Origin of the sequence: Paraburkholderia tropica, from assembly GCF_900109265.1 — a bacterium.
GTDB classification, from domain to species: Bacteria; Pseudomonadota; Gammaproteobacteria; order Burkholderiales; family Burkholderiaceae; genus Paraburkholderia; species Paraburkholderia tropica.
The window spans coordinates 80,300-99,334 of record NZ_FNZM01000013.1 but is presented as its reverse complement, the minus strand read 5'-3'; the positions used below and the strand labels follow the sequence as shown (position 1 = coordinate 99,334).

Annotated in this window: 17 protein-coding genes; 11 read left to right on the top strand and 6 right to left on the bottom strand. The window is 65.6% G+C overall.

Going from position 1 to position 19,035, the window contains the following annotated elements; translation table 11 throughout:
• Positions 1-112 precede the first annotated feature (112 nt).
• The 4 genes from BMY06_RS22280 to BMY06_RS22270 all read left to right on the top strand — a co-directional run bounded on the left by BMY06_RS22280 (position 113) and on the right by BMY06_RS22270 (position 3,217).
• Positions 113-1,096 (top strand): LysR family transcriptional regulator, encoded by a 984-nt coding sequence (locus BMY06_RS22280; RefSeq protein WP_074985278.1) that lies wholly within the window; start codon positions 113-115, stop codon positions 1,094-1,096.
• A gap of 272 nt (positions 1,097-1,368) precedes the next feature.
• The gene (locus BMY06_RS38170; protein WP_161495600.1) at positions 1,369-2,244 is read left to right on the top strand and encodes an MFS transporter; all 876 of its coding nucleotides are present in this window, start codon (positions 1,369-1,371) and stop codon (positions 2,242-2,244) included.
• Positions 2,142-2,594 carry an MFS transporter gene (locus BMY06_RS39645; protein WP_080180759.1) on the top strand — a complete coding sequence of 151 codons (453 nt, stop codon included), beginning with the start codon at positions 2,142-2,144 and terminating at the stop codon, positions 2,592-2,594. Before BMY06_RS38170 ends, BMY06_RS39645 begins: the two co-directional genes overlap by 103 nt.
• Positions 2,595-2,731: 137 nt before the next feature.
• Entirely contained in the window at positions 2,732-3,217 is a 486-nt protein-coding gene (locus BMY06_RS22270) for a hypothetical protein (protein WP_080180760.1), read from the top strand.
• Between the two features lie 23 nt (positions 3,218-3,240).
• Here the strand turns inward: BMY06_RS22270 and BMY06_RS22265 are convergent, their stop codons facing one another.
• Together BMY06_RS22265 and BMY06_RS22260 are read right to left on the bottom strand one after the other, a co-directional pair.
• The gene (locus BMY06_RS22265) at positions 3,241-3,981 is read right to left on the bottom strand and encodes an SDR family oxidoreductase (protein ID WP_074985274.1); all 741 of its coding nucleotides are present in this window, start codon (positions 3,979-3,981) and stop codon (positions 3,241-3,243) included.
• A 57-nt stretch (positions 3,982-4,038) separates the two neighbouring features.
• Entirely contained in the window at positions 4,039-5,022 is a 984-nt protein-coding gene (locus BMY06_RS22260; RefSeq protein WP_074985272.1) for an aldo/keto reductase, read from the bottom strand.
• 127 nt (positions 5,023-5,149) lie between these two features.
• Here BMY06_RS22260 and BMY06_RS22255 point away from each other — a divergent pair, with 127 nt between their 5' ends.
• On the top strand, positions 5,150-6,043 hold the full coding sequence (locus tag BMY06_RS22255) for a LysR family transcriptional regulator (protein ID WP_065059695.1): 894 nt from the start codon (positions 5,150-5,152) through the stop codon (positions 6,041-6,043).
• A gap of 115 nt (positions 6,044-6,158) precedes the next feature.
• Here BMY06_RS22255 and BMY06_RS22250 read toward each other — a convergent pair whose 3' ends face one another.
• Positions 6,159-7,055, bottom strand: a complete 897-nt coding sequence (locus BMY06_RS22250; RefSeq protein ID WP_065059842.1) for a LysR family transcriptional regulator — start codon at positions 7,053-7,055, stop codon at positions 6,159-6,161.
• Positions 7,056-7,181: 126 nt separating this feature from the next.
• On the opposite strand from BMY06_RS22250, the gene BMY06_RS22245 reads away from it, so the two are divergent.
• From BMY06_RS22245 to BMY06_RS22235, 3 genes are all read left to right on the top strand, one after another.
• Positions 7,182-8,240, top strand: coding sequence for an alkene reductase (locus BMY06_RS22245; RefSeq protein WP_074985270.1), 1,059 nt, complete (start codon positions 7,182-7,184; stop codon positions 8,238-8,240).
• 433 nt (positions 8,241-8,673) lie between these two features.
• Entirely contained in the window at positions 8,674-9,414 is a 741-nt protein-coding gene (locus BMY06_RS22240) for a response regulator (RefSeq protein WP_074985268.1), read from the top strand.
• Positions 9,389-10,705: an ATP-binding protein gene (locus tag BMY06_RS22235; RefSeq protein WP_074985553.1), complete on the top strand. Its 1,317-nt coding sequence runs from the start codon at positions 9,389-9,391 to the stop codon at positions 10,703-10,705. Before BMY06_RS22240 ends, BMY06_RS22235 begins: the two co-directional genes overlap by 26 nt.
• On the opposite strand, the gene BMY06_RS22230 is transcribed toward BMY06_RS22235, so the two are convergent.
• A complete protein-coding gene (locus BMY06_RS22230; RefSeq protein WP_074985266.1) occupies positions 10,684-11,400 on the bottom strand; it encodes a TetR family transcriptional regulator in 717 nt (238 codons plus the stop codon). The two genes, BMY06_RS22235 and BMY06_RS22230, sit on opposite strands and share 22 nt — an antisense overlap.
• Positions 11,401-11,763: 363 nt before the next feature.
• Here BMY06_RS22230 and BMY06_RS22225 point away from each other — a divergent pair, with 363 nt between their 5' ends.
• Genes BMY06_RS22225 through BMY06_RS22215 form a run of 3 tightly spaced genes read left to right on the top strand, consistent with a single transcriptional unit; the run spans position 11,764 to position 17,675 of the window.
• A complete protein-coding gene (locus BMY06_RS22225) occupies positions 11,764-12,966 on the top strand; it encodes an efflux RND transporter periplasmic adaptor subunit (RefSeq protein ID WP_390970330.1) in 1,203 nt (400 codons plus the stop codon).
• 13 nt (positions 12,967-12,979) lie between these two features.
• Positions 12,980-16,147: an efflux RND transporter permease subunit gene (locus tag BMY06_RS22220; protein ID WP_074985264.1), complete on the top strand. Its 3,168-nt coding sequence runs from the start codon at positions 12,980-12,982 to the stop codon at positions 16,145-16,147.
• Positions 16,140-17,675: an efflux transporter outer membrane subunit gene (locus tag BMY06_RS22215; protein ID WP_074985262.1), complete on the top strand. Its 1,536-nt coding sequence runs from the start codon at positions 16,140-16,142 to the stop codon at positions 17,673-17,675. Before BMY06_RS22220 ends, BMY06_RS22215 begins: the two co-directional genes overlap by 8 nt.
• On the opposite strand, the gene BMY06_RS22210 is transcribed toward BMY06_RS22215, so the two are convergent.
• Complete coding sequence (locus tag BMY06_RS22210) at positions 17,672-18,604, bottom strand: AraC family transcriptional regulator (protein WP_065059689.1); 933 nt, start codon at positions 18,602-18,604, stop codon at positions 17,672-17,674. The two genes, BMY06_RS22215 and BMY06_RS22210, sit on opposite strands and share 4 nt — an antisense overlap.
• On the bottom strand, positions 18,534-18,956 hold the full coding sequence (locus tag BMY06_RS38855; RefSeq protein WP_143064432.1) for a hypothetical protein: 423 nt from the start codon (positions 18,954-18,956) through the stop codon (positions 18,534-18,536). The genes BMY06_RS22210 and BMY06_RS38855 overlap by 71 nt, the downstream gene beginning before the upstream one ends.
• Positions 18,957-19,035 lie beyond the last annotated feature (79 nt).

The following is a 19,035-nucleotide window of genomic DNA, read 5'->3' as shown; positions in this document are numbered from 1 at the left end:
TGGGCGCGCAATGTGGGTTGAGCGGGTCAAGTAGCGTGGTGCAATGGGAAGTAGCATAGCCGTCGCCGGGCCGCCTATACTTCACCTCAATTCATTTCATTCTTTACCCAAAGTGAGAACTGATTCGACTTCCGACTTCGCGTTCTTCGTGCAGCTGGCGCGGCTCAAGAGTCTCTCGGGCGCGGCGCGCTCGATCGGCATCACGCCGCCGGCGGCGACCAAGCGGCTCGGGATCCTCGAAGAACGCTTCGGCACGCGGCTCGTCAACCGCACCACGCGCAGCGTGAGCCTGACACCGGAAGGCGAGACCTTCGCGCGTTACGCCGCGCAGATTCTCGACCAGGTGCGCGAGATGGAGGACGCGATGGCCGGTTCGCCCGCCGATCCGCACGGACGCCTGCGCATCAACGCGACGCTGGGTTTCGGGCGCACCACGATTGCGCCGCTGGTGTCGGAGTTCGCGCGGCGCTATCCGCGTGTCGATATCCAGTTCGAGGTGACGGACCGGCCCGTCGATCTGGTCGAAGGCGCGTTCGATATGGCGATCCGTTTCGGCGAGTTGCCGGACCAGCGTCTGCGCGCGCGACGCTTGATGAGCAACCGGCGCTTTCTGTGCGCATCGCCGAAATATCTGGAACGACATGGCGTGCCGCGTCGCAAGGAAGATCTGGTCGATCACCGCTGCATCATTCACACGCAGAACGACGACGCGTCGGGCGTGTGGCGCTTCATGCAGGCGGATCATCTGGAAGCCTTGAAGGTGAGCGGCGCGCTGTCCAGCAACGATGGCGATATCGTGCTGCGATGGGCGCTCGACGGCCACGGCATTCTGATCCGCTCGGAATGGGATCTCGCGAAATACATCCAGAGCGGGCGGCTCAAACTCGTGCTGCCCGAGGTGGTGCTGCCGTCCGCCGATCTGTACGTCTACTATCCGGGTCAGCGCAACGAGTCGCCGCGCGCGCGGGCCTTCATCGACTTTCTCGTCAAGCATTTCGAAGCGCCGTTCGTGCCCGTGGACGTGAGCCAGGCCGCGCCGGAAGGCAAGACGGTGCGCAAACCGGCGCGTAAAAACGCGGGCAGGGCGAAGCGCTGAATGCACGCGGGAAGTCGGGCGTGCAGCTTACGCGCGGCTTCCAGTGTTGGCTGACTCGCGCTAACATTCGCGTTTGCGTTGGTTTGTGCGTTTTTGCGTTTGTGCGTTCGTGAACCGCGACGGCCGCTTCGCTGCACGCGATGTGTCCCTGTCGTTGGACTGTGCCGGCGTTCGTGCTGGATTCATCGGCGCCGTTCATTGCGAGGCGTCCGCCTCCCGCTCCCCTCATCCATCGTCGGCTGAATGCGCTTCGTTCGGCCGGCTGGCGCTTTATGTCTGAAATCGATTCTCCGCTTCGTCAATCCGCCCCCGATACCTCGCGCGATGCATGGCCCGCCGTGGCCTCGCTCGCGCTCGGTTCGTTCGCTTCGGTGACCACCGAGTTTCTGCCGGTCGGCGTCTTGCCGGACGTGGTGAAATCGTTCGGCGTGAGCGCCGGACACGGCGGTCTGATGATGACGCTGCCGGGCCTGTTCGCCGCGCTGGCCGCGCCGGGCGTGCTGCTCGTCGGCAAGCGGATCGACCGGCGCACGCTGTTGCTGGCGCTTTCGGTGCTGCTGCTGGCGTCGGCGCTCACGTCGGCGGTGTCGACGCAATTCGGCTGGATGCTGCTCGGACGCGCAATGGTCGGCGCCAGTCTCGGCGCGTTCTGGTCGATGGCGCTGGCGGTCGCCGGGCGGCTGGTGCGCGCGGATCACGTGCATTACGCGGCGGCGGCAGTGTTCGGCGGCGCGACGACGGCGATGATCGTGGGCGTGCCGTTCGGTACCTTCGTCGCGGATCTGACCTCGTGGCGCGGCGCGTTTCTCGCGGCGGCCGCGCTCTCGGCCATCGCCCTGATCGTGCAGATCGTTGCGCTGCCCGCGCTTGCGGCCACGTCCTCGGCGACGCCCGGCGCGGCGCGCCTGCTGGCCTTCGCGCGCAACCGCATGGCCCAGCGCAGCATGGCCACGATCACGCTGCTGTTCGCCGCGCACTTCGGCACCTACACGTTTCTCGTGCCGCTGCTCAACGAAGCCGGATCGCGGGTAAGGACGCGACGTGGGTGCTGCTCGCGTACGGCGCGTTCGGTTTCCTCTCGAATGCGCTCGCGAGCCGCTACGTGGCGCGCAGCCTGCGTCACACGCTGCTCGGCGCGACTGTGCTGATGGCCGTCACGCTGCTGGCGCTGCCCGCGGCGACGGGCCTGCGCGGCGCGGTGCTTGCGCTGGTCGCGCTGTGGGGCGTGGCGTGGGGCGCGCTGCCGCTCGCGCTGAACATGTGGCATCGGCAGATTCGCGATATCGAGGACGAGACGGTGTCGGCGATGTTCACGCTCACGACTCAGGTCGGCATCGGCTGCGGCACGGTGCTGGCGGGCTATATCGTCGATGCGCGCGGTCTGGGCGCGAACTACGTCACGGGCGCGGCGGTGGCGGCGCTGGCCGTGCTGGTGATCGTGCTGCTGCCGGTGAAAGGGACGGTTGAAGCGCCGGTGAAAAGGGCTGAATCAGCGTGAGTTGGCGCAATAAAACAGGGCGTCATCCCGCCCGAAGGCTTGCCCTCGATGCCCAGGGAAAACCCGCACTTCAAGCGCGCCCGTAAAGGTCGATATCGCAGCTATCCCACTCACTTGACCACGCCGGGGAGCCACCGATGAAGCTACGTTTGTTGATTGCCGCGACGCTGTGCGCGGCCACGTGCGCGGGCGCGACGTCGGCGTTCGCGGATAGCGCGACGCCACTGTCCGCGATCTCCGCAGTCTCCGTATCGAGCGACGACGACAGCGCCGCCGTCTTCGCGCCGGTGAAGCTCACCGCGGTGCAGAGCACGGCAGGCAACGCGGATCTCGCCGCGCCATCGGCCTCGGTGGGCGCGGACGTGCTGCGCGGCGCGACCGGCAACGCGGGCGTGAACCTCGTCGCCGGGGCGTTCAATGTGCAGGCCAATCAGATCGCGCTCGTCGGCACGTCGCGCGCGGAAATCGTCTCGCAGCAGACCGTGCAGGGCACCGCGCACATGACGGGCAGCGGCACGGCCGCACTCGGCGCGGGCGCGCTCGCCAACGTCAGCGGCAATATCGGCATCAATATCGCGGCGGGCGCGGGCAACGCGCAGTACAACGGCATGGTCGTGCACTGAGGCACGCCGCGCTACACCACGCTTCAGACCTCCTGCGCCGTCGGCCGGAACAGGATCTCGTTGACGTCGACGTCGTCGGGCTGCTCGATCGCGAAGGCGACCATGCGCGCGAAGCTGTCGGCGGGAATCGCGAACTTCTCGTAGAAGTCGGCGATCCCGGCCGCCACATCGGCTTCGGTCACGCTCTGCGGCAACTCCGATTGCACCGCGCCCGGCGAGATGATCGTCGTGCGGATGTTGTGCGGCTTCACTTCCTGGCGCAGCCCTTCGGAGAGCACGCGCACCGCCGTTTTCGTCGCGCAATACACGGCGTTGTTCTTGCCGACCTTGTGCCCCGCGACCGACGACACGTTGATGATATGACCGCTTTTTTGCCGCGTCATAGGCGGCAGCGCGGCGGCGATGCCGTACAGCACGCCCTTGATGTTCACGTCGATCATGCGATCCCAGTCCGCGATTTTGCCGCGTTCGAGCGGCGAATGCGGCATCAGACCGGCGTTGTTGATCAACACGTCGATACGGCCATGCGTGGCAACTGCGTGATCGACGAGCGCCTGAACCTGGCTCGCATCGGTGACATCGGTTTCGACGGCGGCGTTCTCCGGCAACCCGAGTTCGGCGGCCAGCGCCACGAGGCGATCGACGCGCCGCGCGCCGAGCACGAGCTTCGCGCCGGCGGCGGCGAGACGGCGCACGGCGGCTTCGCCGAGCCCGCTGCTCGCGCCTGTGATGACGATGACTTTTCCTGCGATATTGTCCGACATAGTGATCCTTTAAACGGGTGGCGGGCGCGGGCGATCCTCAGCCGCGCGCCCGGCCGCTTACTTGCCGACGCGCGCCTGCAAATGCGCCGGATAGCGGTCGCCCTGCACGGCGATGTTCGCGAACGCCGTTTCAATGTCGCGCAGATTTTCAGCGGTCAATTCGATGGCCGCCGCGCCGACGTTTTCTTCCATTCGATGCATCTTGGTCGTGCCCGGAATCGGCGCGATCCACGGCTTTTGCGCGAGCAGCCAGGCGAGCGCGATTTGCGCGGGCGTCGCGTTCAGGTCCGTGGCGATCTGCTTGAGCACATCGACGAGCGCTTGATTGGCGCGGCGGTTTTCCTCCGAAAAACGCGGCACGACGTTACGGAAATCCGTTTTGTCGAAGCTCGTCGTCGCGTCGATCGCGCCGGTCAGAAAGCCTTTGCCGAGCGGACTGAACGGCACGAAACCAATGCCGAGTTCGTCGAGCAGCGGCAGAATCTCCTGCTCGGGCGCGCGCCACCACAGCGAATATTCGCTTTCCAGCGCCGCGACCGGCTGCACGGCATGGGCACGGCGAATCGACTGCGCGCCCGCTTCCGACATGCCGAAATGCTTGACCTTGCCTTGCGCGATCAGCTCCTTCACCGCGCCCGCGACGTCTTCCATCGGCACGTCCGGATCGACGCGATGCTGATACAGCAGATCGATGCGATCGGTGCGCAGCCGCTTGAGCGCGGCGTCGGTCACGGCGCGGATGTTGTCGGGCTTGCTGTTGACGCCTTTCTGCACGTCGCCGCCTTCGAAGCCGAATTTGGTCGCGATCACCACCTCGTCGCGAAACGGCGCGAGCGCCTCGCCGAGCAATGCCTCGTTCGCGCCTTGCGCGTAGGCTTCGGCGGTGTCGAAGAAGGTTACGCCGCGCTCGAATGCGGCGCGGATCAGCTTGATGGCGTCGGCCTTGTCGGTGGCGGGGCCGTAGCCGTAGCTCAGGCCCATGCAGCCCAGACCGATCGCGGACACTTCGAGCCCGCTCTTCCCGAGAACACGTTTTTTCATCGTCGACTCCTTATGCGTTGAGTTGCCGTCGCGACTCCGACAGCGGCACGACGATCAATGTAGCAGCGCGGCGTCTTGCGATTAAGCGCTAGAATCGGGATGAAGTTAGAAGCTGGGCTTATTAATCATGGCGCGTTCCGATCTTGCCGATATCACCGCATTTCTCGCCGTGGCGCGCGAGGGCAGCTTCACGAAAGCGGCCGCGCAACTGGGCGTCTCGCAGTCGGCGCTGAGCCAGACCGTGCGCAATCTGGAGGCGCGTCTGGGCTTGCGGCTGCTTGCGCGCACGACGCGCAACGTCTCGCCGACCGAAGCGGGCGAACGGCTGATCCAGTCGGTCGGTCCGCGGCTGGACGAAGTCGAGGCCGAACTGGCCGCGTTGACGGCGCTGCGCGAGAAACCGGCGGGCATCGTGCGCATCGCGGCGGGCGAGCACGCGGCGGAATCGCTGCTCTGGCCCGCCATCGAAAAGCTGCTGCCTGCGTATCCGGACATCACGATCGAACTCGTGATCGACAACGGGCTGACCGATATCGTCGAGCAGCGGCTCGATGCGGGCGTGCGGCTCGGCGAGCAGGTCGCGCGCGATATGGTCGCCGTGCGCATCGGGCCGGACATCCGGATGGCCGTGGTCGGTACGCCGGCGTATTTCGCGCGCCATCCGAAGCCGAAAACGCCGCAGGATCTGACCGCGCATAACTGCGTGAACATCCGCATGCCGACCGCCGGGAGCCTCTACGCGTGGGAGTTCGAAAAGGCCGGGCGCGCGCTCAAGGTGCGTGTGGAAGGCCGGCTGATCTTCAATACGGCGACGCTGGCGGTGCGCGCCGCGCTTGCGGGCGCGGGACTCGCGTGCGTGCCCGAGGCGCGCGTGCTGGCGCATATCGAGCGCGGCGAACTGCTGCGCGTGCTGAGCGACTGGTGCGCGCCGTTTCCCGGTTTCTATCTGTATTACCCGAGCCGACGGCAGCCGACACCGGCGTTTACGGTTGTCGCCGATGCGTTGCGGGGCGGGGTGTAGGTGAATGGGCTGGCGCGCACTGGCGGTGATCACGACCGAGGATGCACGCGCGCAACACCTCGCCGAAGTGTGCAAAGTGATCTTCGCGCCTTGCAAGCAAGCGTGAATGCGGCGTTCAGGCGCGCTGCGTTTGCTCGGCCAGTCGCGCTTGCAGGAACTCGATAAACCGCTGCGTTTTCGCGGGCAGCAAGCGTGTTTCCGTCATCGCGTAGATCGGCGTGGGTGTGCCGTGCCACTGCGGCATGACGGGCACCAGCGCGCCAATCGCGAGATCGTCGGCGACCACTTCGCGCGGCACCAGCACGATGCCCCGATCGAGCGTGGCGAGGCGGCGAATCATGCCCACGCTGTTGAGCGCATAGCGTCCGCCGACCGGCACCGTGACCGCGCGTTTGCGCTGACCGTCGTGCAGCGTCCATGAAGCAGCCTTCAGGATCGTCAGACATTCGTGCCGTTCGAGATCGGCGGGTTTCTCCGGCACGCCTGAACGTTTCAGATACGCGGGCGACGCAAACAGCGAGGGCGTGAGCGTTGCCAGCAAACGCGCGATCAACTGCGAGTTTTCCGATTCGCCGATACGGATCGCCACGTCGAACGGCTCGCTCACGAGATCGACGCGGCGCGGCGTGAGATCGAGATCGAAACCGATGCCCGGATATCGCTCGCCGAACTCCACGACAAGCGGCGCGAGATAGGTCACGCCGAAATCCACCGGCAGCGAGACGCGCAGCGTGCCGCTGGGCTGTGCGAGCAGCGTGCCGAGCTGGGCGTGCGCGAGCCGCGCCTCGTCGACGATGCGCTTGCAGCGCTCAAAATAGATCTGCCCGGCTTCGGTCAGCTCGATCTTGCGCGTCGTGCGATGCAGCAGCCGCAGCCCGATGTGCTTCTCCAGCGCGCTGATGCGCCGCGAGAGCGTGGAGTTCGGGATGCCCAGTGCGTCGGCGGCGTGGCGAAAGCCCTTGGCCTTTACGACCTCGACGAAGAGGGCCATGTCATTGAGGTAATCGTCCATCTTCATTGCTCCATGAGTGGATCAATGATATCCGATTAGCCGTCTTTATCTTCCTCATGAAGCATCCGATGATGGCGCCATCGCAGGTCCGAACCGTCTGCGTTCAACCCATTCGAGGAGCTGGTCATGAAGCAATTGTTCGATTCCGTCCGCGTCGGCCGTCATGCGCTGCGCAACCGCCTGGTCATGGCGCCGATGACGCGTTCGCGCGCCCAGTTCGACGGCACGCCGGGCGATCTCGCCGCGACTTACTATGCGCAGCGCGCGAGCGTCGGCCTGATCGTCACCGAAGGCACGCAGCCGTGCGCCGACGGCCAGGGCTATCTGACCACGCCGGGCATCTACACCGATGCGCACGTGGCCGGCTGGAAGCTGGTCGTGGACGCGGTGCACGCGAAAGGCGGCCGCCTGTTCATTCAGCTGATGCACGCGGGGCGCATGTCGCATCCGGATAACACGCCGCATCATCGCGCCGGTGTCGCGCCGTCCGCCATCGCGCCGGGCTCCGGCATGTTCACGGCGAAGGGCATGCAGGACATTCCGGTGCCGCGCGCGCTTTCGACCGAGGAAGTCCGCGCCACGGTCGCCGACTTCGCGCATGCGGCGCGCCGTGCGATCGAAGCGGGCGCGGACGGCGTGGAGATTCACGGCGCGAATGCCTATCTCGTGCAGCAGTTTCTCGCGCCGAGCGCGAACGTGCGGACCGATGAATACGGCGGTTCGATCGAGAATCGCGCGCGCTTTGCGATCGAGGTCGCGACGGCCATCGCGAAGGAGATTGGCGCGGACCGCACGGCGATCCGTCTGTCGCCGGGCATGGCGCTGTGGGGCATCGACGAGGGCGAGCAAGGTCCCGCGTTGTACCGCTATCTGGTGACGGCGCTCGACAAACTGGGCCTCGCGTATCTTCACATCGCGCATCAGGGCGATGAGGCGTTGCTCGCCGACATTCGCGCGCGCTGGACCGGCACGCTGATGGTGAACCGCGCGGGGCGTGCGCGGGAGCAGGTGGGCGCCGACGTGGCGTCGGGCGTGGCCGATCTCGAATCGTACGGCGCGATGGTGCTGGCGAATCCGGATTTCGTCGAGCGCATCAAGACCCACGCGCCGATGAACGAGCCGCGCCGCGAAGGTTTCTTTGGCGGGACGGCGCAGTTCTATACCGACTATCCGACGCTTGGCTGAGCGCAGGCGCCAAGTTTAATGAGCAGAACCGTGAGGCCGGGTAGCGGAACGGTTCTGCCGCCGCGAATTCGACGCCGATGAAGGTCGTGCCGGACCAGCCGCTGGTGACTTCCTGTGAAGGCGACGGCTGCATGATGCAGGTGAAATTCGCGCGGCCTTTTGCCTGACTGATATTCTTCAGGCAAAGGCCGTTGCGAACCGGCCGTTGCGGATCACGCGGTCCGCCGTGCATTCATCCCCCGCAACATCCCTCGCCGCCACATCCCCGCCAACACAGGCACAATACCCCCATGCGCCGCGTGTCGAACCGCTTCGACACCGCACCGCGCCATTTCGCCATTCGAACCGCCACACCCTGATTTGCAAAGACCCGCCGTGACCCAGCGCCATCCTTCCGCCGCCCATTGTTGTGCTTCACCCGGAGGCGTCCACGATGTCCGATCCTGAGTTCCAGGTCCTGCTCGTCGACGATGACGAATCGCTGCGCGACCTCCTGCGCGAATTTTTCCAGCAGCGCAACATCGCGTTCTCGGTGCTGCACGACGCCACCCAGCTCGAACGCCGCCTCGAACGCGAGCGTCCCTCGGTCATCGTGCTCGACGTGATGATGCCGGGCGTCGACGGCCTCACGGCGCTCAAGCAGTTGCGCGCGAGCGGAGACCGTATTCCGGTCATCATGCTCACCGCGCGTGCCGATGGCGCCGACCGCGTGATCGGCCTCGAACTCGGCGCCGACGACTATCTCGGCAAGCCCTTCATGCCGCAGGAACTGCTCGCGCGCATTCGCGCCGTGCTGCGCCGCCAGGGCGAGCCCGATCGCGGTGCGCCCGAACGCCGCGCGCCATGCCGTTTCGGTCCGTTCGAATTGAACTTCGCCACGCGCACGCTGCTGCGCGACGGCGAGCCGGTCAAGCTCACGGGCAGCGAGTACGCGATGCTCGAAATCTTCGCGCAGCATCCGATGGAAACGCTCTCGCGCGCGAAGCTGCTCGATCTCTTGCACGGGCCGGGCGCGGCCGTGACCGAGCGCGGCATCGACGTGCCGGTGTGGCGTCTGCGCCGTCTGATCGAAGTCGATCCGTCCAACCCGCGCCGCCTGCAAACCATGCGCGGCGTGGGCTATATGTTCGTTCCCGACGATGACGCCGATGAAGCTTCCCTTCCGTCCGCTTGACACGCTGTTCGGCCGCCTTTCGCTGATGATCGTCGGCCTCGTGGTGCTGGTGCATGTGATGGCGCTACTGCTGATCGACAAGGAGCGCGCGAAGATCGACGCGCAGCGCTCGCTCAACAATCTCGTGATAGCGGCGCAGGTGCGCGAGCGCGACCCGGTGCTCGCCGAACACGTCGCGGACACGCTCGGCATTCATTACGTCGGTGTGGCGCATGCGATCGAGGCGGGCTGTCCCGCGCCGTGCACGGATACGAATGGTCCGCTCGAAGAGAGTCTGCGTCCGCGTCTGGGCGAGGGCAGTCACGTCGTGGTCGAGCCGGACACCAGCAGCGTGTGGGTGCGTCAGCGCGACGCGAAATACTGGATCGTGATGCCGGGCTTCATGCCGCCGCTCAGCCGCTTCATGGGTTTTTCGGCGCTCACGCTCGTGTTCGCGATCGTCACGGCGGTGATTTTCGCGTGGCAGGTGCAGCGTCCCGTGCGCGAACTGGCGCGCGCGGCGCGCGAGTATCGCATCGGGCGCGGCGTGCATCGCGTGGCGCAGGCGGGGCCGCACGAAGTGCGCGAACTGGTCAGCGATTTCAACGACATGGTGAGTGAACTCGCCGAAAGCGAGCGCGAGCGCTCGGTCATGCTCGCGGGCATCGCGCACGATCTGCGCACGCCCATCACGCGCATGCAGTTGCGCGCCGATCTGCTCGCCACGCCGAAAGATCGCGCGGCGTTCCTGCGCGAAACGGAATCGATGTCGCGCATCGTCACGCAGTTTCTCGACTTCGCGCGCGAGAACGTCAGCGATTCGGCGTTCGTGAGCGTCGACGCGCATTGCCGCCGCGATTACGGCGCGCACGCGGGCGATTCAGCCGATACGGGCGCAACGGCAGCAGCGGAAGACGCTGACGCCGGCGCACTCGTCAAGCTCGCGCTCCACGCAGGCGACGGCTTCATGCTGCCCGCCGTCGATCTCGACCGCATGCTCTCGAACCTGATCGAAAACGCGCTCACGTATGGCGAGCCGCCGGTCGAAGTGTCGACGAAGCTCGCCGATGGCCGTTACGTGCTGCGCGTGCGCGATCACGGTGCGGGCGTGCCCGAAGCGGATCTGCATCGCGTGCAGCGTCCGTTCGTGCGGCTCGACGCGGCGCGCGGCGGCGATGCGCATTGCGGCCTCGGTCTCGCGATCGTGCGCCGCCTCGTGCGTCATCACGACGGCGCGATGGATGTCGCCAACGATCCGCGCGGCGGCTTCGTCGTGACGATGAGCTTTCCTTATCCGCGCAAGGCGGGTTGATCGGCGCTGCCGATGGACGTCGGCGCGCCACTGACGCGCGCCGGTGTCTCGCGCATCGCCGCCGGGTGATGCACGTGATCGGACACGCTCAACTGCACGCAGCACAACACCGTTTCCACCACGCGCGCGACGAGCAGATCGTCGGCGGCGGGCTGGCCGCTCGATAGCTGGCGGCAGAAGAAACCCGTGAGCGCCGAATAGATGAAGCGCGCGGACCCGAGCGCGTCGAGCGGCCCCTCGATCTCGCCGAGATGCGCGGCGTCGTCGAGCACGGCGGCGATGGTGGTTTCGGCGTGCGTGGCTGCGCTTTGCATGCGCGCGGCGAGCGGCGCGTTGCGGCGGACCGATTCGGCGTCCGCGAGCGCGATGCCGTAAAGACGGCGCGCCGAGCGATTGCCGAGCATGCGCTTGAGGCGCGCGCGCAACTCCTGCGCGAGCCAGTCCATCGGCCGCGCCGTCGCCGGCCGCGCGGGCAGATCGAAGGGCGCGAGCGACAGGTCGGGGCGCTCGAACAGCGCCTCGAATATCGCGGCCTTGCTGCGGAAATGCACGTAGATCGCGCCGCGCGTCACGCCCGCCTTGCCGGCGATTTCCTCGAGCGTGGCGGCCGCGAATCCCTTCCTGTAGAAGATCTGCTCCGCGCAATCGAGCAGCGTCTGGCGCTGCGCGAGCGATTGCTCCCTCGTCCTTCTCATATCAATCGGCCCTTCAAATTCCGTGCGTCCCGCACCGTCATGGCATCCGGCCCTCACACCCGATGGCGCGACGATACGGCGCGAGCGCGGGCAGGACATCCGCGCAGGACATCAGGACATCAATTCGCGCCGATCTTATCAACGCCCGCGCCGCGTTTGCTTAGTGAATCTTACGGAGCGTTTTTCGCGTAACCCGGCGCGCTTGCAGTTTGCGTAAATTCCGCGTGAAGCAATGGTTAAGGGATTGGTAAGCCAGCCGGGCATGGGCCCGGCGCGCCTCTAGCGAATATGACAAGACACTCAGGAAACTACGCCATCACACCGGGAACGCCGTCACTCCGTACGCTCGCCGCGCAGTGCGCGGTGATCTGCGCCGCCATCGGCCTCGCAGGCTGCTCCGATAAACCGCAACAAGCGGCCTCCGCCACGCCGGAAGTCAACGTGATGCGCGTGCAGACGACTGCCGTGCCCGTGACGGTCGATCTGCCGGGCCGCGTGAGCGCGCATCTCGTCGCCGAAGTGCAGGCGCGCGCCACCGGCATCCTGCTCAAGCGCACCTTCGTCGAAGGCAGCGAGGTGAAGGCCGGCCAGCTGCTCTATCAGATCGATCCGGCGCCCTATGTGGCGACGCTCGACAACGCCAAGGCCGCGCTCGCGAAGGCCCGCGCGACGCTGGTCGCCGCGAAGGCGCAATCCGATCGCTACAAGGTGCTGGTCGCGGCCAACGCGGTCAGCAAGCAGGATTACGACAACGCCGTGGCCGCCACGGACGAAGCGCAAGCCGATGTCGAAGCCGACGCCGCGAGCGTGGAAACCGCGAAGATCAACCTGAGCTATACGACCGTCTATTCGCCGATCACGGGCCGCATCGGCAAGTCGTCGGTGACGCCGGGCGCGTACGTGCAGTCGAGCGGCGCGACCGAACTCGCGACCGTGCAGCAGATGGATCCGGTGTACGTGGACCTGACGCAATCGAGCGTCGACGGTCTGAAGCTGCGCCGCGCCGCCGCCGACGGCAAGATCACGCTGACCGGCCCGCACGCCGCGAAGGTGCAACTGGTGCTCGAAGACGGCCAGCCCTACAAGGGCACGGGCCACCTCGAATTCTCCGACGTGACCGTCGATCAGACGACCGGCTCGGTCACCGTGCGTGCGACTTTCGACAATCCGCACGACGTGCTGCTGCCGGGCATGTACGTGCGCGCGCGCATCGACGAAGGCTTCAACGAGCAGGCCGTGCTGCTGCCCGAAGCCGCTGTGCAGCACGACCAGAAGGGCAACCCGACGGCGCTCGTCGTCAACGCGAAGGACCAGATCGAACTGCGCCAGCTCACCACGGGCGGCGTGACGGATAACAACTGGATCATCGAGAAGGGGCTCAACGTGGGCGATCGCGTGGTCGTGTCGGGCGGCATGAAGGTGCAGCCGGGTCAGAACGTGCACGCCGTCGATCAGGGCGCGACGCCGGTTTCGGCGACGGCTGCCGCCGCCGACGCTGCTTCGGATTCGGCAGCGGCTTCGGCTTCGGCTTCCTCGCCCGCAGCGGCGTCCGCTGGCGCAGTGTGAGGTGACGCGTTAAATGGCTCGATTTTTCATAGACAGGCCCATCTTCGCCTGGGTGATCGCGATCATCCTGATGATGGCGGGGGTGGCCTCCATCTTTTCCTTGCCGGTGGCGCAGTATCCGACCATCGCGCCGCCTTCCATCCAGATTAGCGCGAGCTACGCGGGCGCATCGGCCAAGACCGTCGAAGACACCGTGACGCAGGTGATCGAGCAGCAGATGAGCGGTCTCGACCATCTGCTGTACATGTCGTCGACGTCCGACGATTCGGGCGCGGCCACCATCACGCTGACCTTCGCGGCGGGCACCAATCCCGACATCGCGCAGGTGCAGGTGCAGAACAAGCTGCAACTCGCCACGCCGGTGCTGCCGACCGTCGTCCAGGAAGCGGGCATCAAGGTCACGAAGTCCAGCAACAGCTTCCTGATGGTGATGGCGTTCGTCTCGCAAGACGGCAGCATGGACCGCTACGACCTCTCGAACTACGTGGCGTCGCACATCGAGGATCCGCTGAGCCGCGTCGACGGCGTCGGCACGGTCACGCTGTTCGGCACGCAGTTCTCGATGCGCGTGTGGCTCAACGCCGACAAGCTCAACCAGTACGCGCTGACGCCGGTGGACGTGGAAACGGCCATCACGAACCAGAACGTGCAGGTGGCGGCCGGTTCGATCGGCGGCACGCCGTCCGTGAAGGGCCAGGCGATGCAGGCGACCATCACGGAAGCGTCCTTCCTTCGCACGCCCGAGGAGTTCGGCAACGTGCTGCTCAAGGTGAACCAGGATGGTTCGCAGGTGCGCCTGAAAGACGTGGCGCGCATCGAGCTGGGCGGCGAGAACTACAACTTCGACACCAAGTACAACGGCGCGCCCGCAGCGGGCTTCGGCATTCAGCTCGCGACCGGTGCGAACGCGCTGCAAACCGAGCAGCTGGTGCGCGCGAAGCTCGCGGAACTGTCGAAGAACTTCCCGCACGGCCTCATCGTGAAGTATCCGTACGACACCACGCCGTTCGTGCGTCTGTCGATCGAGGAAGTGGTCAAGACGCTGCTCGAAGGCATCGTGCTGGTGTTCCTCGTGATGTATCTGTTCCTGCAGAATCTGCGCGCCACGCTGATCCCGACGATCGCCGTGCCGGTGGTGCTGCTGGGCACGTTCGCGGTGATGTCGGCGGCGGGCTTCTCGATCAACACGCTCTCGATGTTCGGGCTCGTGCTCGCCATCGGTCTGCTGGTGGACGACGCGATCGTGGTGGTCGAAAACGTCGAGCGCGTGATGGCGGAAGAAGGTTTGCCGCCGAAGGAAGCCACGCGCAAGGCGATGGGCCAGATCACCGGCGCACTCGTCGGCGTGGCGCTCGTGCTCTCGGCCGTGTTCGTGCCGGTGGCGTTCTCGGGCGGCTCGGTCGGCGCGATCTATCGTCAGTTCTCGCTGACGATCGTGGCCGCGATGGTGCTCTCGGTGCTCTGCGCGCTGATTCTCACGCCCGCCTTGTGCGCGACCATCCTCAAGCCGATTCCGCAGGGCCATCACGAAGCGAAGACGGGTTTCTTCGGCTGGTTCAACCGCAACTTCGACAAGAGCCGCGACAAGTATCACAGCGGCGTGCAGCATGTGATCCGCCGTTCGTCGCGCTGGTTCGTGATCTATCTGGGCGTGATCGTCGCGGTGGGCTTCCTGTTCGTGCGTCTGCCGAAGTCGTTCCTGCCCGATGAAGATCAGGGCACGATGTACGTGCAGGTGCAGACGCCGGCGGGCTCGACCCAGGAAATCACGGCGCGCTCGCTCAAGGCGGTCACCGACTATCTGCTGACTGACGAGAAGAACATCGTCGAGTCGGTGTTCACGGTGAACGGCTTCAACTTCGCGGGCCGCGGCCAGAACTCCGGCATGGTGTTCGTGCAGATGAAGGACTTCGACAAGCGCCGCGCGTCGAACGAGAAGGTGCAGGCGCTGGTGGGCCGCGTGTTCGCGCACTTCGCGGGCGACAAGGACGCGATGATCATCCCGATCAATCCGCCGTCGATTCCCGAACTCGGCACCGCGTCGGGCTTCGACTTCGAACTGACCGACAACGCATCGCTCGGTCACGAGAAGCTGATGGCCGCGCGCAATCAGCTGCTCGGCATGGCGGCGAAGGATCCGTCGCTGGCGCTCGTGCGTCCGAACGGCCTGAACGATACGCCGCAGTACAAGGTCGATATCGATCGCGAGAAGGCTCAGGCGATGGGTGTCGCCGCCGCCGACATCGACGATACGTTCTCGATCGCGTGGGGCTCGAAGTACATCAACAACTTCCTCGACACCGACGGCCGGATCAAGCGCGTCTACGTGCAGGCCGACGGCCCGTTCCGCATGAACCCGGACGATCTGGGCAAGTGGTACGTGCGCGGCACGAGCGGCACGATGGTGCCGTTCACCTCGTTCGCCACGGGCAAGTGGACGTTCGGTTCGCCGAAGCTCGAACGCTACAACGGCATTTCGTCGCTCGAAATCCAGGGCCAGGCGGCGGCAGGCAAGTCGACCGGCCAGGCGATGAGCGCGATGGAGCAACTGGCGGCGAAACTGCCGGCGGGCATCGGCTATTCGTGGACGGGTCTGTCGTTCCAGGAACTGCAATCGGGCTCGCAGGCGCCGCTGCTCTACGCGATTTCGATCATCGTGGTGTTCCTGTGTCTCGCCGCGCTGTATGAAAGCTGGTCGATTCCGTTCGCGGTGATTCTGGTGGTGCCGCTTGGCGTGATCGGCGCACTGCTCGCGGTGACGCTACGCGGCCTCGAAAACGACGTGTTCTTCCAGGTGGGGCTGTTGACCACCGTGGGTCTGTCCGCGAAGAACGCCATTCTGATCGTCGAGTTCGCGCGCGAACTGCAGGAGCAGCAGGGCATGACCGCGGTGGCGGCGGCGATCGAAGCCGCGCGTCTGCGTCTGCGCCCGATCCTGATGACGTCGATGGCCTTCGTGCTCGGCGTGCTGCCGCTGTCGATCAGCAACGGCGCGGGCTCGGCGAGCCAGCACGCGATCGGCACCGGCGTGATCGGCGGCATGTTCACGGCCACGTTCCTCGCCATTTTCATGATTCCGATGTTCTATGTGGTCATTCGATCGAAATTCAGCCGCTCCGAAGACAACCCGCAGAGCGGCACCGATGCGGCTCACGGCAGGCAGGAGAGCCACGATGAATAAGCTCTCGCTGACCGCGCTCGGCGTGGCGGCGGCGTTCCTGAGCGCCGCCTGCACGCTGGAGCCGCACTACACGCAACCCGCCGCGCCGGTGTCGGCGGCCTATCCCACGGGTCCGGCCTACGACAGCCAGCCGGGTGCCGACGCGCGCAGCGCGCAGGGTCATTCGGCCGCCGACATCGGCTGGCGCGACTTCTTCAAGGACCCGCGCCTGCAGAGGCTCATCGAGCTGGCGCTGCAGAACAACCGCGATCTGCGTGTCTCCGTGCTGAAGGTTGCGCAGGCGCGCGCGCAGTACCGCATCGAGCGCGCCAACCTGATGCCGACGGTCTCCGTGACCGGCACCGGCACGCGCACCCGCACGCCGGCCGACCTCTCGTACGTGGGCCGCGCGACGGTCGCGAGCGATTACGACGCGGCTGCGGGCGCGTCGTGGGAGCTCGACTTCTTCGGCAAGGTGCGCAGCCTCTCGAACGAGGCGCTGCACACCTATCTGTCGACGGCGCAGGCGCGCAAGGCGGCGGAGATCACGTTGGTCTCCGAAGTCGCCGATCAGTATCTGACGATGCTCGCCTACGACGACACGATGAAGGTCACGAAGCAGACGCTCGACGCCGCGCAGAAATCGTACGAGCTGACGAAGACGGAATTCGACACCGGCACCGGTTCGGAACTCGATCTGCGTGAAGCGGCGGGCGTGGTGCAGCAGGCGCATGCGAACTACGAGAGCGAAGTGCGTCTGCGCGCGCAGGCGGAAAACGCGCTCGTGCTGCTGGTGGGCGCGCCGTTGCCCGCCGATCTGCCTGAGGGTCTGCCGCTCGATTCGCAGGCGCTGCTCGCCGACATTCCGGCGGGCCTGCCCAGCGATCTGCTCACGCGTCGCCCCGACATTCTCGAAGCCGAGGAAACGCTCAAGGCCGCCAACGCCAACATCGGCGCGGCGCGTGCGGCGTTCTTTCCGAGCATCAGTTTGACGGGGCAGTTCGGTTACGCGAGCGCGAGCCTCGGCTCGCTGTTCAAGCCGGGCCAGCTTGCGTGGGATTTCGGGCCGACCATCACGATGCCGATTTTCGAAGGCGGCGCGAACAAGGCCAGCCTCGACGTGGCGAAGCTCGAAAAAGACGAGGACGTGGCGGCGTACGAGAAGGCGATTCAGACGGCGTTCCGCGAAGTGGCGGACGGGCTCGCCGCGCGCGGCACGTACGATACGCAGATCAGCGATCTGCGCGCGTACACCGAAAGCGAGCAGCGCCGTTACACGCTGTCCGATCTGCGTTATCGCAACGGCGTGGACAGCTACCTCTCGGTGCTGAGCGCGCAGACCGATCTGTATTCCGCGCAGCAATCGCTGATCAGCGCGAATCTGAGCCGACTCACGAATCTCGTGGATCTGTATCAGTATCTGGGCGGTGGCTGGATTGCGCAGACCGGCGACGCGCCGCGCAATGCCGACTCGGATCGCACGGCGATGGAAACGTCGAACGCGGCGTCTTCAGCGTCGGCGGCATCCGCGGCGACTGCGGTACGTTAACCCTCAGAAGCATCCGGGGCACGCAGGGCGTGCCGCCGCCAGGCGCCTGGCGACACGCCCACCAGCTTGAGGAACACGCGGCTCAGGTGACTCTGATCGGCGAAACCGCATTGCGCGGCGATCTCCGAGAGCGTCATGGCCGTGCGTTCGACGAGCCGGCGCGCCTGCTCGGTGCGCTGTTCGAGCAGCCACTGATGCGGCGTGCGTCCCGTCGATTTCGAAAACGCGCGGATGAAGTAGCCGCGCGACAGATTGCACTCGCGCGCGATGTCGGCAATCGACACGCCGTCGCGCGTGCGCTCCAGCAGCAGTTCTTTCGCACGAGCTTCGTTGAGCGCCGAGAGCGCGCCCTTGGCGCGTTCGTTCGTGGCGTTGAAGCCGCCATACTGGCGCGCGACGTGCGAGCCGATCGCCAGACCGACCTGTTCGATGAACACCGTGTTGATGTCGCCCGCGAGTTCCAGATTCGCGGCGAGCGCGCGGGCCAGATGGCCGAGCACCGCGTCCTTCTGGTGCGCGCCGCAGGTCAGGCCGCTGATGGCGGGCAAATTCTGCTCGTCGGCCAGCCGGTCGAGAAAAGGGCGTGACAATTCGACAAGCACGAAATCGAAATTGCCATACATATCCGCCTGATAATCTTCAGAAAAATCGCGGATATAGATCGAATCGGTATCGAAATGCCGGTCTAAAGCGCGTGCCCCCCGGAATATCTTCCGGCGATGGGCATTGCCTAATGAAATACCCGTCAAAAATCCGCGTTCGCTGGCCGGCATGGCAATGCGTTCGAGGTCCGGCTCCGCCATGCATTTGCGGTAGAACGCGATATCCCCGTTGTCGACATGGACATCGACTCGCAATTTACTGGCAACACAGCCCAGATTGTCTTTGGGCGCGGCCTTGACCGGCGCTGATATTGCTCGCGAAATCATGGACGGTGACCTCGTGCCGGATTCTCCGGATGAATTGAACGGCGCGGATCAAACACCGCTGTAACCGGTTCGACAGAATCGAGGTGACATTTATACCATCGGTCAGAAATAGCGGCAACGCGTGCCATGCCTTGTGCTTATCGACTGCAATGCGGCGTGAATGGCGCTTCCGGAATCGCTGAATGCCCGTCTGGCTGCGGATTGGACCCGATCCGGAAATGATTTGCACAATCGCCGGAGTCAGCAACTGCTGAAAATCGTCCGGCGCACTGGCCCCGGAATTCGACGCCCGGGCGGCTTCAAGCGGCTCCGGCGGCGCGTTGCGCCTCGCATGCCGCGAATTATTCTTCAAGACGGCTTTATTTCTAATCATTACACTTCGCCCCAGAAAATAGAGGGGGCAGTCGACGTTCAATGAGAGGAGGCGCGAT